Origin of the sequence: Zunongwangia mangrovi, from assembly GCF_900112105.1 — a bacterium.
Taxonomy (GTDB): Bacteria; Bacteroidota; Bacteroidia; order Flavobacteriales; family Flavobacteriaceae; genus Zunongwangia; species Zunongwangia mangrovi.
On the sequence record NZ_FOKV01000008.1, the window covers coordinates 18,930 to 32,112 of the forward strand.

12 protein-coding genes are annotated in these 13,183 nt (G+C 36.4%); 8 read left to right on the forward strand and 4 right to left on the reverse strand.

From position 1 onward, the window contains the following. Window positions 1-4 precede the first annotated feature (4 nt). The 6 genes from BM201_RS14745 (at window position 5) to BM201_RS14770 (ending at window position 8,744) form a co-directional block, all read left to right on the forward strand. A complete protein-coding gene (locus BM201_RS14745; protein ID WP_092543982.1) occupies window positions 5-1,813 on the forward strand; it encodes a RagB/SusD family nutrient uptake outer membrane protein in 1,809 nt (602 codons plus the stop codon). Further along, entirely contained in the window at window positions 1,803-3,485 is a 1,683-nt protein-coding gene (locus BM201_RS14750) for a DUF4957 domain-containing protein (RefSeq protein ID WP_092544251.1), read from the forward strand. Before BM201_RS14745 ends, BM201_RS14750 begins: the two co-directional genes overlap by 11 nt. Window positions 3,486-3,541: 56 nt before the next feature. After that, window positions 3,542-4,978: a pectate lyase family protein gene (locus BM201_RS14755; protein ID WP_217643072.1), complete on the forward strand. Its 1,437-nt coding sequence runs from the start codon at window positions 3,542-3,544 to the stop codon at window positions 4,976-4,978. A gap of 16 nt (window positions 4,979-4,994) precedes the next feature. Next, window positions 4,995-7,217, forward strand: coding sequence for a pectinesterase family protein (locus BM201_RS14760; protein ID WP_092543986.1), 2,223 nt, complete (start codon window positions 4,995-4,997; stop codon window positions 7,215-7,217). Between the two features lie 181 nt (window positions 7,218-7,398). After that, the gene (locus tag BM201_RS14765) at window positions 7,399-7,668 is read left to right on the forward strand and encodes an ArsR/SmtB family transcription factor (RefSeq protein ID WP_092543988.1); all 270 of its coding nucleotides are present in this window, start codon (window positions 7,399-7,401) and stop codon (window positions 7,666-7,668) included. Between the two features lie 35 nt (window positions 7,669-7,703). Further along, the gene (locus BM201_RS14770) at window positions 7,704-8,744 is read left to right on the forward strand and encodes an LLM class flavin-dependent oxidoreductase (protein ID WP_092543990.1); all 1,041 of its coding nucleotides are present in this window, start codon (window positions 7,704-7,706) and stop codon (window positions 8,742-8,744) included. Window positions 8,745-8,849: 105 nt separating this feature from the next. Here BM201_RS14770 and BM201_RS14775 read toward each other — a convergent pair whose 3' ends face one another. Next, complete coding sequence (locus BM201_RS14775; protein WP_092543992.1) at window positions 8,850-9,245, reverse strand: response regulator; 396 nt, start codon at window positions 9,243-9,245, stop codon at window positions 8,850-8,852. 157 nt (window positions 9,246-9,402) lie between these two features. On the opposite strand from BM201_RS14775, the gene BM201_RS14780 reads away from it, so the two are divergent. After that, complete coding sequence (locus BM201_RS14780; RefSeq protein WP_092543994.1) at window positions 9,403-10,314, forward strand: bestrophin family protein; 912 nt, start codon at window positions 9,403-9,405, stop codon at window positions 10,312-10,314. A gap of 31 nt (window positions 10,315-10,345) precedes the next feature. Here the strand turns inward: BM201_RS14780 and BM201_RS14785 are convergent, their stop codons facing one another. From BM201_RS14785 to hxlB, 3 genes are all read right to left on the reverse strand, one after another. Beyond that, complete coding sequence (locus tag BM201_RS14785) at window positions 10,346-10,693, reverse strand: nuclear transport factor 2 family protein (RefSeq protein WP_092543996.1); 348 nt, start codon at window positions 10,691-10,693, stop codon at window positions 10,346-10,348. Window positions 10,694-10,861: 168 nt separating this feature from the next. Beyond that, window positions 10,862-11,488: a 3-hexulose-6-phosphate synthase gene (gene hxlA / locus BM201_RS14790; RefSeq protein ID WP_092543998.1), complete on the reverse strand. Its 627-nt coding sequence runs from the start codon at window positions 11,486-11,488 to the stop codon at window positions 10,862-10,864. Between the two features lie 41 nt (window positions 11,489-11,529). Then, window positions 11,530-12,114, reverse strand: a complete 585-nt coding sequence (gene hxlB, locus BM201_RS14795) for a 6-phospho-3-hexuloisomerase (RefSeq protein ID WP_092544000.1) — start codon at window positions 12,112-12,114, stop codon at window positions 11,530-11,532. A gap of 189 nt (window positions 12,115-12,303) precedes the next feature. Here hxlB and BM201_RS14800 point away from each other — a divergent pair, with 189 nt between their 5' ends. Further along, on the forward strand, window positions 12,304-13,146 hold the full coding sequence (locus BM201_RS14800; protein ID WP_092544002.1) for a helix-turn-helix domain-containing protein: 843 nt from the start codon (window positions 12,304-12,306) through the stop codon (window positions 13,144-13,146). The last annotated feature ends 37 nt before the right edge of the window (window positions 13,147-13,183 follow it).

Consider the following 13,183-nt stretch of genomic DNA (forward strand, 5'->3'; position numbering starts at 1 on the left):
AACTATGAAAAATAGAATTTTATATATCATATTTTTAGGGATCCTGGCGACTTCCTGTTCAGATGATTTTATGGAGCCGGTGTCAAGATCTACCTTTGATAACCAATATATTTATTCGAATGTAGATGATGCCAGAAATGGTGTAAATGCTGTTTACTCTTATTTTAATCAGGATGCTTTTAGATCTCGATTATCGAATAATATGACGGGAAACACAGATATAGAACATGCCTCTGGTTGGACGAGTGAAGGTGATCGATATCAAATTTGGGATCTAGATGCTTTACCAAGTAACAGGGATCTGGATATCGTATGGACCTATGCGTATAGAGCAATTAGAGATGCTAATATTTCTATAGAAAGTATTCAGGCTAGTGGTTCTTTAGAATCACAAGATCCAAACGAGCAGGCCGATTTTTATCAATTATTAGGTGAAGCTTATACTTTAAGGGCGTATTGGTACAGCATGCTTATCTTTTATTTTGGAGATGTACCGTATGTAACATCTGCGCCTGTTGCTGGAGATGATTTTAACTTACCTAAAACAGATAGAAATGAAATCCTTTCAGGAGTGATTCAGGATCTAATTGATATCGAGCCTTATATGAAATGGGCAGACGAGCTGCCTTACGGAATCGAGCAGGTAAACCGCGAATATACCTTAGGAATGATCGCAAGATTATCTTTGCAAAGAGGTGGTTATTTCTTAACACCAGATCTAAGCATGGATAGAGAAGGAGATTACCTGGATTACTATCAAATCGCAAAAGATTATACTCAAAAGTTGATAGAGCTTAAGGATAGACCTTTACCAACAGATTTTAGACAGGTTTTTATGAATCAGGCAAAGTTTATCTCACCTGTAAATAGTGATATATTATTTGAAGTTCCATTTTCTTTAAATAGTGGTGATGTAGCCTGGAATATTGGGATGACGGTTATGGGAGGCCCAACAGCAGCTCACGATTATGGATCCGGGAATAACTATATGGCAATTCCTCCAACCTATTATTTTTCTTTCGATACGTTAGATATTAGAAGGGATGTAACCTGCGGTTTATATCAGATAAATCAACAATTTGAGAAAGAATTTGTGAACTCGCCATCCAATATCTCTCAGGGTAAATGGAGCCGACACTTTTTGGATAATCCACCAGGAGCCTCTTCAGCAAAAGGTACAGGGATAAACTGGCCAATGCTTAGATATTCCGATGTTTTATTGATGTATGCCGAAGCCGAAAATGAATTAAATGGCCCAACAGCTTCAGCACAGGAAGCATTAGCAAGAGTAAGACAACGTGCTTTTGAAGATACTTTCTGGCCAGAAAAGGTAGATCAATACATTAGTTCTATTTCTGGGTCTAAAGAAAGCTTTTTTGAAGCTATTGTAGATGAGAGAGCCTGGGAGTTTGGTGGTGAAATGATTAGAAAGTACGAATTAATTCGATGGGGCATTTATGCTGAAAAAACTCAGGAAACAGTAAATGAGTTAAAAGATCTGGCTGATGCTGCATTTGCAGGTACTACAAACCTACCAATTTATATGTACTGGAGAACAGATGAAAGTGGTGATTTTGAGATCTTAAATCCTAACCGAAAAGTAGTTGCTCCGCCAGATGATACCTGGAATCAGGTTCCGTTTTTACTAAGTCTGCATAGTGACGAAACTCAATATCAGGAATGGATTCTTTACGATTGGGAAAACTACTACAATGGGCCAAATCCAGGTGTGGCAAGATATATATTCCCAATACCAACAATTGCTATCGAGAACAGTCAGGGAACTTTAAAAAATGATGGTTATGGTTTTTAATATATTAAGAGGACTTAAAAATAAATATGCCCTAAACATTTTTGTTATTCTAGTTGGAGTGATCATGTTTAGTGCTTGTGAAAAAGATGAAGAGGTTTTTGATAGAACTCGTCTTTTTAGACCCGTTTTAAACGAAGATTTATATTCTGAAGGAAACGTGATTATCGTTAATCTTGGTAATATGCGAAGTGCCGAATACTATACGGTAGAAGTTAGTCGCGACACTTTCGCTACCATCGATTATACGATAGAAACAGATACCAATTACGTAGAGATCAATGAAGATCTAATTGGAGAAGAACTTTACTGGAATACTTTATATCAAATTAGAGCCACAGCACACGCTGATGATCCAGAGTTTGACAGTAGAATTTCAGATCTGGGAAATGTAAGAACCCAAAGATTTCCATCAATACTTAATGTTCCAAGTCGCTTTGATGTGATCGATACGGCTGCCAGGGTAACCTGGACAGCGGCAGGAGCTCCGGTAACCGGAATTCAGGTATATGCCGCGGAAGATCTTTCTCTAAATACACCACTTTTCGAAGAACGATCGGTGAATCAGGAAGAAAGGGACTCAACTGAAGCTATCGTTACAGGTTTAGATCCAGATACCGAATATCAGATTGCGCTGTATAGTGAAGATCAATTAAGAGGTTGGGTAAATTATACTACTTTACCAATGGATATCGATCCTAATGATGCTAATGTGATAGATATAAGAGGCGCTACAGATTCACTGGCGGTTTCTAATGCGGTTGCATCTGCTCCAGATGGTGCAGTGGTTTTAATTTCAAGAGGAAGCGTTTATAAATTTCCAGAGCAAAACTTAAATAAATCTATTACCATTCGTGCAACTTATGGTTTTGGTGAAAAACAAGCCATGCTATACACTACAGGCAACTGGGATATAGATGATAATTCTAATATCGATCATGTTCGATTTATAGATCTTGAACTTCGAGGAGAGGATTATACAGGTGATTACGTATTTAATCCAAACCGAAGCAATGTAAATGTAGGTGAAGTATTATTCGAAAAATGTCATATTTCTAATTTTAGAGGAATAATGAGAATAAGAACAACAGTGCAGGTAGAAGAATTTACCATTAGTAATTCTATCGTAGACACTATTGGAGGTTACGGGATTTTCACAACAGATACTAATCCTTCTTCAGATGCACCTACTGCTTCAGTACAGGAGATCAACTTATTGAACAGTTCATTTAATTATATCGATACCGGAATTCAGTCTAGAAACAATTCACAGTCTATTACCATAGATGGATGTTCTTTTGCGAACTTTATTGTAACCGGTGGCCGATTCTTTAGATATAGAGGAGGTGATGGTAATGATAATGTAACTAACGGGATTACAATCAGTAATTCGATCTTTGGACATAGTTGGGACGCTAGTGATAGCGATAACTACGGAATCCAGGGAATTGGCCAGGGATTAGGAAATACCAATTTCAATATTGTAAATAACTATTCTACGGCGAATTTCTTCTTTAGTGGGGGAGAAATTCCAGGTTTCCCAATTGCGAATTATAATGGTACCCAGGATGATCTTTGGATGAATGTAGCTACTGAGAATAATTTTAATTTTCAGGATAGAGGATTCTCAGGAAGATTTGATACTGGTGATCCACGATGGAGAATAGAATTATAGACTAAATAACGATCAAAGCTGGAATTTTCCAGCTTTGATTTTTTTAAATCAATATTGTGAAAATTATTCTATATTTTTTTACCGCATTTATTTTTTCCTGCTCTGGCGATCATGATCAAAGTGAAGAAGAATCGCCTGTTGGCCACGAACCTGTTCAGGAAGAAGCTTTCGCATTTCCTACTGCTGAAGGTTTTGGCAAGCATGCGACTGGTGGTCGTGGGGGGAAAGTTATTTATGTTTCCAAATTATCAGATGATGGATCTAAAGGAACATTGCGATATGCCATTAATCAGCCTGGAGCACGTTATATTGTATTTAGTACCGGCGGGACAATTTTTCTAAATTCAGAATTAAAAATAGAAAATCCCAATCTTACCATTGCCGGGCAATCTGCCCCGGGTGAAGGGATTAGTATAGCCGGGTATCCTGTGAGTATTGCAGCCGATAATATTATTATTAGGTTTTTAAGATTTCGAATGGGAGATCTAAATGATGTAGAAGGTGATGCGCTTGGATCCCGATTTAATAAAAATATCATAATCGATCATTGTTCTATGAGCTGGTCTACAGACGAATGTGTTTCAATTTATAACAACGAGAATACTACATTACAATGGTGTCTTATTGCTGAAAGTTTAAGGAATTCGGCTCACGCAAAAGGAGCGCACGGCTATGGCGGAATTTGGGGAGGTAAAAATGCAAGTTTTCACCACAATTTATTAGCCCATCATGATAGCCGAAATCCGCGATTAGGAGAATATGCAGGATCTGCCTTTGCATTAACAGATTTGGTAGACGTTAGAAACAACGTAATTTATAATTGGCAGGGTAATAGTATCTATGGCGGAGAAGCCATGAATGTTAATATTGTAAATAATTATTACAAACCGGGACCTGCAACCTCAAAAAAAGAACGAATCGTAGCTATCGATAAAAACCTTAATGAGGATACTGAAGTTTATAATATTTGGGGCAAGTTTTTTATAGACGGAAATTTTGTTGAAGGAAGTACACGGGCAAGTGAGAATAATTGGGAATTTGGAGTATACAATCAAATTCATAGCAAATACGGTAGTTTAAACCAAGAAGATAAGAATGCCATGAAGATTGAATCTCAGCATCCTATCGATGATAATGTAGAAACTCAGAGTGCTCAGCAGGCTTATGAAGCTGTATTGGCTAAGGCCGGCAATACCATGTTTAGGGATAAAGTAGACGAACATGTAATTGCAGATGTGAAAAATAAAAGTTTTACCTATTCTGGATCTCGTGGAAGTACAAACGGAATTATAGATACCCAAAGTGATGTTGGTGGCTATCCAGAATTAGATAAGGGAACCGCTTTAAAAGATTCAGATTTAGACGGAATGCCAGACGATTGGGAAATCGAAAATAATTTGGATCCTGAGAAGTTTGATGCAAACGATAACGATCTTAGTACAGGTTACGATAATCTGGAAGTATATTTAAATAGCCTTACCCCAAACAAATAACCCGAAAAAAACAACCATGAAATACCGAAAATCGATAAAGTACCAGCCATTTTTTATACTGAATCTTCTTCTGTTATTTCTTCTTAGTGTAGATTCTGCCTCAGCACAAAAACTGGCTTTTCCCGGCGCTGAGGGTTTTGGTAGATACACCAAAGGAGGAAGAGATGGCATCGTTTACAAAGTAACGAATCTTAATGATAGCGGGGAAGGAAGTCTTAGAAAAGGAATTCAAAAAAGAGACCCCAGAATTATCGTTTTTGAGGTTTCAGGAACGATTAATTTAGAATCCTCTCTGGATATAAACCGCGGAAATCTTACCATTGCAGGACAAACTGCACCAGAAGGCGGAATTACGCTTAAAGGTTATCCTGTTAAGATTAAGGCCGACAATGTGATCATCCAGTATTTACGATTTAGGATGGGTGATATTAACGATGTAGAAGACGATGCTTTTGGAGGTCGTGGTAATTCAGATATTATGATCGATCATTGTTCGATAAGTTGGGCAACAGACGAAAATTCTTCATTTTACTGGAACAAAAATTTCACCATGCAGTGGTGTATAATTTCAGAAGCATTAAATAGATCGGTACATCATAAGGGTGCACATGGTTATGGCGGAATCTGGGGAGGCGAAAATGCCAGTTTTCATCATAATTTAATTGCCAGCAATAGTAGTAGAAATCCGCGTTTTGGAGGATCATCTTCGGTTCCAAATAAAGAAGATGAACTGGTCGATTTCAGAAATAATGTCATTTTTAACTGGGGATTTAATAGTATTTATGGTGGCGAAAAAGGGCGGTACAATGTGGTAAATAATTACTTTAAACCGGGACCTGCTACAGAGGATGATGTGAAAGACCGAATTTTGAATCCTAGTAAACCTTATGGCCAATTTTTTGTTGAAGGAAATTATGTTGAGGGCTCGCAAACGGTAAGTAGAGATAACTGGAAAGGTGGCGTGCAATGTGATGATCCTGCTAAAACCAAAGCTTCAGAAATGTTCGATATTTTGAATAATATCACTACTGAAGAAGCTTATACTGCTTACAATAACGTCCTTAAAAAAGCCGGCGCCAGTCTTTACAGAGATGAGGTGGATGAACGAATAATTACAGAAGTAAGATCTGGTAACACGACTTTTAAAAACGGAATAATAGATTCTCAGGAAGACGTTGGCGGATGGCCTAATCTAAAAAACGGACAAAGTAAAAAAGATAGCGATGGCGATGGCATGCCAGATGAATGGGAGAAAGCAAATAATCTAAATCCTAATAAAAACGACGCTACGCAATATCAATTAAGTGAGCAGTATACAAATCTCGAAATTTATATCCAGGAATTAACAAAATCGGCTCAGTATGATTTTATCGTAGCAAGTGATGGGAGTGGCGATTTTAAGACACTAACAAAACTCATTAATCATTTGCCTGATTTTAGAAAAAATGAAACGCGAGTTTTTATAAAAAATGGTATCTATAAAGAGAAACTGGTTTTGCCAGCTTCTAAAACCAATATTCAGTTTATAGGTGAAAGTAAGGACAGTACGATCATAACTTACGACGATTACGCAAGCAAACTCAATCGCTTTGGGGAAGGTTTGGGAACAACAGGATCGACGTCTTTCTTTATTTTTGGAGACGATTTTTATGCAGAAAATATTACGTTCGAAAATAGTGCCGGTCGCGTGGGTCAAGCCGTAGCCGTTAGGGTAGACGGAAACAATGCTCATTTTAAGAATTGCAATTTCCTGGGCAATCAGGATACGCTTTATTTGCATGGTAAAAACAGTAAGCAATTTTATGAAAACTGCTATATCGAGGGAACGGTAGATTTTATTTTTGGATGGTCTTCGGCGTTTTTTTATCAATGTGAGATTAAAAGTAAACGAGATGGCTATGTGACGGCAGCTTCTACCGAAGAAGGTGCGAAATACGGTATTGTTTTTATTGAATGTGATTTTACTGCGGAAGGAGTTGAAGCAAATTCGGTTTACCTGGGAAGACCGTGGAGAAATTATGCGCAAACCGTACTTGTTAATTGCCATCTTGGAGATCATATTAAAACAGAAGGCTGGCATAACTGGGGAAAACCGGAAGCCGAAGAAACCACTTTTTATGCTGAATACAATTCTACCGGGCCTGGAGCTTCAGACGACCGAGTAAATTGGGCAAAATCTTTATCTGAAGAACAACAGAAATATTATTTAAGCTTGCTAAATAAGAATAAGCAGAATTAGAAATATTTTCTAAAACCTTCAATTTCCAACCAGGGAGTAATTAAAAATTACTCCCTTTTTTAATAGTAGATTTCTAACTGTGATTTAAAAATAGGTGTCAAATTGTAAGGTTCTATTTTTAATGCTACTCACTATATAGCATAAAGTAAATTAGTGTAGTCGATTAATAAGGATTCAGATTTTGGAATTAAAACAGGTAGAAAAAATAGCAAAAGCTTTAAGTGACCACAATAGGCTTCTTATTTTAAAAGCGATTCGAGCAAATAAAGGCAACTTAGATTGCTCGGCTATTGTAAATTCTATCGAACTTGCGCAGCCTTCGATTAGTCATCATATTAAAAAGCTGGTAGAGGCCGATATTATTTTGCCGCATAAAGAAGGCCGTTTTTATTCCTATTCTATAAACGAAGATTTATTAAGTCGTTATGTAACTACACTAAAAGAGCTTTAATTTTTAATGAATTATATATTGAAGTATTTAAATATATGAATAAGAAAAATGTACAATATTCGATTCTCGAGTTGGCACATGTGTCTAAGGGAAATTCTTATAAAGAAACACTTAATAACTCTTTAGATCTAGCCAGGTTGGCAGAAGATAAAGGGTATCACAGGTTTTGGTTCGCAGAACATCACAATATGGAACATATTGGGAGTAGCGCTACCTCACTTTTGATAGGTTATATTGCAGATAATACCGAGAAAATTAGAGTAGGATCTGGCGGAATCATGCTTCCAAATCATTCGCCATTAGTGATCGCCGAACAGTTTGGAACTTTAGCCAATTTATATCCCGGGCGTATCGATCTTGGCTTAGGAAGAGCACCGGGAACAGATCCTAAAACTGCAAGAGCCATAAGATCTGATTTTATGCAGGCAGCGCAGTCTTTTCCTTCTGAAATTGAAAAAATAGAGCGATATTTTTCTGATGAAAATAAAACTTCAGATGTTCGAGCTGCTATTGCAGAAGGCGCCGATGTGCCTTTGTATATTTTAGGTTCTAGTACAGATAGTGCGCATTTAGCCGCCAAAAAAGGTTTGCCTTATGCTTTTGCCAGCCATTTTGCGACCAATCATTTGCATAACGCATTGCGAATTTATAGAGAAGAATTTACACCTTCAGAAGTTTTAGAGAAACCTTATAATCTTGCTGGTGTAAACGTAATTATTGCTGAAACTGATGAAAAAGCAGATGAATTATTCACCACTTTAATTCGTATGTTCCTAGGGATTTTAACCGGCGAAAGAGATGGTTTAAAACCACCAACGGCAATGACTTCAGAATTGCAAGGTGTTTTACATCATCCGCAAGTGCAGCAAATGCTTAAATATTCTTTTGTGGGAAGTAAAGAAAGTGTGAAAGCCCAGGCCAAAGAGTTTTTAGAAGAGACTGATGTAGATGAATTGATCGCGGTTTCAGCCATTTATGATGCCGAAGACCGTCAAAGATCTGTTGCTACTTTTGCTGAAATTATGCAGGAAATCAACAAGGAAAATACAGCGCTAGAAAAGCAAAATACGTTATAAATTTACCCTGAAATTATATAAAACTGACTAACTTTTTTATTGAAGCTTAGTCAGTTTTTTTGTTTTAGAGCTCATAAAAATTTAGCTTCAAATCTTAAAATATCGCTATTTGTTAAAGATGTATTTTTTCAGAATTTTCTCGGTAGGCTCAAATAAGATAGGTTTGCTTAAAAAATCATCGATTCCAGATAGTTTCCCTATTCTTCGCATATCGTCCATACTGTTTGCGCTTAAAGCAACGATAGGTACAGGCTTATTTTGAGCAATTTTCTTGATCTTTTTGCTGGCTTCATAACCATTTATTCCGGGAAGCTGTATGTCCATTAAAATAAGATCGAATTTAGCCGATTTTCGAAATATTTCGATGCTTTCTTCACCATCTTCCGCAGTAATAATCTCGGCTTTTGGGCATAATTTAGAGATAATGGTACGTATTAAGAATAGATTGACCAGATTATCATCTACAGCTAAAATTCTAATTGGTTTCTGGGATTTCATCATTAATACATTACTTACTAAATATACCTAAAAAGATCAAATCTTAAATAATTATGATCAAAAATTAAGAAGTAGAAGATAATCCGCATCTTCTTAAAAGTATTTCTATATTAATTAGAATAGTATTTAATATTCGCTATTTTAGAATAAAATTTTTTAGATGCTAATTTCAAATAAAGTCAGTATTTCCAGTGTGATCGAGGGATCCTGGACTTATTTTCTTATCGATTTTTTTACCTGTAGTATTACCTTTGCGCTGTCTGAATATTTTAATATTATCAATATTCCTATTCCTGCTTTGTTACCTACCATTTTGGGTACTGCGCTGGCATTTTTTATTGGTTTTAATAATAACCAGGCTTACGATAGATGGTGGGAAGCCAGAAAGATCTGGGGCGGATTAGTAAATGACAGTAGAACCTGGGCGCGACAATTATTATTTCTGAAAATTGATAAAACCGAATTTAATACTGAAGATAGAAGCTTTATTGAAGTGTTAATACGCAGGCATATTGGTTTTGTATATGCTTTAAATCGAGGACTACGAAAATCTAAAGATGTCGATTATCTTAATTTTTTAAGCGACGACGATTACGAATATTTGCGACAGGAATCGAACAAAGCCAATGCGGTTTTAAATTTGCAAACCAGGGATTTAAATATCTGGTATAAGAATGGTAAGATCGACGGCTTTCAGTTTATGCAATTAAACCAAATGCTTATCAATTTTTGTGATCACATGGGAAAATCTGAACGTATCGCAAATACCGTTTTTCCAACCACATATAATTATTATACTCGAATTTTCGTTTGGATCTTTATTATTTGCGCTACGCTGGTTACTGCTGAAACCATAGGGATTTGGTCTGTAGTTTTTGGTACTTTAATTGGTTATGTGTTTTTAACCATTCACAAGATTGGTGTTTCTTTGCTGAATCCTTTTGAAATGTTACCAACCGGTGTACCTCTAAATCTAATTTCACGTACTATTGAAATTAACCTGCTAGAAATGCTTAGAGATAAAGATATCCCTGAACAAGTTAAAAGCGTAAACGACGAATATGTGCTATAGCAAAGCGCTGCTGAATTACCGAATTTCAAATTTAATCTGGAATAACAAAAGCCTGTAACTCGGCTAATTTCTTATTTTCGAAACGCCAGATATCGCAATAAGAATATTGTGATGCTTTGCCATCTTTATCAGTTAGGGTGATCTTTCCTATTGCGGTAACATAATCAGCTTCAGCAATAAGATTTTTCACATCAAATTTTGGTGGTACTGCATATTCTACCTGCATCCATTTTCGAATTGTTTCTTTTCCTTCAAGTACCTGATCACCAACAAATGTCCATTTCGAATCTTCTGTACAATAGTTTAAAAAACCTTCATGATCGCCATTACTAATGGCTTCATTTGCTTTTAATAAGATTTCTTTGTTATCCTTCATCATTTTCAATTCTATTGTGTGAATAATTTAGTCGGTTGCGATCTAAGAAGGTTACAAATTGATTTTTCAATAGTTAGGATAGAGAGATCACTTCAGAATAAAACAAAAAAAGGCTGGTTAAAAAACCAGCCTAACAACAAATCTAAATTTTGAATAATCTATATTAAAAGATTAGCTTAAAGCTTCTTTTAATTCTTTTGCAGCAGCTGCTGGATCTTCAGCTCCGTAGATCGCTCCACCAGCTACAGCCACAACAGCTCCAGATTCTTTTACTTTTGCGATGCTGTTTTTGTTTACACCACCAGCGATAGAAACAGGAACACCTGCTCTAGATGCTTCTTCGATCAATACGTCGATAGAGTATCCTGGTTTTGCCTGCTCATCTAAACCTGCATGTAATTCTACAAATTCTACACCTAGTTTAGAAACTTCCTGAGCTCGCTTTACACGATCTTGTACACCAATAGTATCTACAACTACCGCTCTGTCATATTTTTTAGCAGCTTCTACAGCACCAATAATTGTTGCATCGTCGATAGATCCTAAGATTGTAATGTAATCTGCTCCTGCTTTAAAAGCCATTTCTGCCTCTAATCCACCTGCATCTGCAGTTTTAAAGTCAGCAAAAACTTTTTTATCAGGAAAAGCTTCTTTCATTGCAGTGATCGCGCTAAGTCCTTCACTTTTAATAAGCGGAGTTCCTAACTCAATAATATCGATATAAGGAGCTACTTTGGTAGCTAGAGCTATTGCGTCTTCTGTGTTTAGTAGGTCGATTGCTACTTGTAATTTAGTCATAATCCTCTATGTTTAATTTATATTCTTCTGTTTATTAATTTTTACTCCATGTTAGCATGCATTTCCCATAATTGCTCGGAGCTATTATCAGATTGCTTCCATAGATACTGGATAAGCGCATCGAATAGAAATAAGAATCCCTGTTCGAAAAGACTCCCGGCATATTGCTGGGAAATAGAATTTCCATGTTCTTGTTTTCCTGCAGCAGGAATTATAATTGTATGATCAGCTAACTCTGCTAGTGGCGATGATGGGTTTGTTGTAAAGCCCACAATTTTCGCCTCATTTTTATGAGCTGTTTCTGCAGCGTTTACGATCGATTTTGTGGTGCCAGAACCAGAAACTGCAATTAATAAGTCATTTTTACCAATTGCCGGTGTGGTTGTTTCTCCTACCACATGCACCTGGTATCCCAAATGCATTAAACGCATAGTTGCTGCTTTTACCATAAAACCGGTTCTACCTGCACCGATCAAAAAGATCTGTTTAGCATTCTTTAAAGGTTCTTCGATATTTTTAATGTTTTCGAAGTCTAAAGAATGATATAGGTTTACATGCTCATTTATAATAATATCGTATGCTGTTTGAATGCTGATGTTCGAATTGTTTTCGCTTCCGTTATCCATAGCTAATCGTCTTTTAATTATTCCCGTTTTCTAGGAGGGACAAAATTAGCAGGCATTCCTGCGCAAATTTGTACACGATTTGGTAGATGTGTGGTACAATTTGCCTAAGGATGAAAAATGTTAGGTGAAATTAGCTAGTTTTGTGGTACTTTTTGGAAAGACCCATTTTTTCAGCAAAAAAAAGAGAGCATGCTAAGTAATAAGGTTTTATATATTCGTGATTTGATCGATTGTCCTCCTTCTTATCTGGACGATCCTGGTAGGAGAGAGTTTTTTGAAATTGTATGGCTTAAAGATGAAAAGGCATTGCACGTGCCGCAGCATTCTTTCCAGACCTTGCAGGGAGACTGGATCTATCTTATTCCGCCGTATCGAGTGCACCAATTAAATAAAGCCGGAAAGAAAGGTGTTTTACTTTCTTTTAAAAGAGAATTGTTAGAAGACGATCTTAAAGAATTTTTACTGGATGTCTTCAGAATGTTTAATATCCAGGGAGAATTTTCTTGCTTGCAGGTAACCGAGCAAAGTTCTAAAGGTCTAAACTCGATCTACAATTTACTTTCAGAAGAATATCAAAAAGAGGAGATGAATCTTTTAATGATCAAAGCGCTGCTGAAGGTTTTCCTACTGCAGCTTATTCAGTTAAAAGAACAACATTTTACCCAGCATGATATTAACGAAAAGCGTATTTATGAATTTATGCTTTTGCTGGAAAGTCATTATCTGGAAGAACGTGATACTGGTTTTTATGCAGAGCAATTGGGCATTAGCGCAAAACGATTAAACCAAATCCTAAAGGAGAAATTGGATAAAACAGGACTTCAATTAATTCATGATCGATTGATTCTTGAAGCAAAACGCCAGATCATTCATAGTGAAAATACGATCAAAGAGATCTCTTTCAATTTAAAATTTAAAGATCGTTCGTACTTCAGCAGATTTTTTAAGCAACATTCTGGGATGACGCCGCAGGAATTTCAGGAAAGCGTTAAGCGCCATGTTATTCAGCATGAAAATACTTTAATAAGTTAAAAGTTTAATGCTTTAAACATGACATCAGTTTATTAAA

Coding starts and splice junctions, on each gene's coding strand:
- BM201_RS14780 (WP_092543994.1), top strand. CDS start 9,403: ATGCTAATTTCAAATAAAGTCAGTATTTCCAGTGTGATCGAGGGATCC.
- BM201_RS14750 (WP_092544251.1), top strand. CDS start 1,803: ATGGTTTTTAATATATTAAGAGGACTTAAAAATAAATATGCCCTAAAC.
- BM201_RS14775 (WP_092543992.1), bottom strand. CDS start 9,245: ATGATGAAATCCCAGAAACCAATTAGAATTTTAGCTGTAGATGATAAT.
- BM201_RS14745 (WP_092543982.1), top strand. CDS start 5: ATGAAAAATAGAATTTTATATATCATATTTTTAGGGATCCTGGCGACT.
- BM201_RS14770 (WP_092543990.1), top strand. CDS start 7,704: ATGAATAAGAAAAATGTACAATATTCGATTCTCGAGTTGGCACATGTG.
- BM201_RS14785 (WP_092543996.1), bottom strand. CDS start 10,693: ATGATGAAGGATAACAAAGAAATCTTATTAAAAGCAAATGAAGCCATT.
- hxlA (WP_092543998.1), bottom strand. CDS start 11,488: ATGACTAAATTACAAGTAGCAATCGACCTACTAAACACAGAAGACGCA.
- hxlB (WP_092544000.1), bottom strand. CDS start 12,114: ATGGATAACGGAAGCGAAAACAATTCGAACATCAGCATTCAAACAGCA.
- BM201_RS14800 (WP_092544002.1), top strand. CDS start 12,304: ATGCTAAGTAATAAGGTTTTATATATTCGTGATTTGATCGATTGTCCT.
- BM201_RS14760 (WP_092543986.1), top strand. CDS start 4,995: ATGAAATACCGAAAATCGATAAAGTACCAGCCATTTTTTATACTGAAT.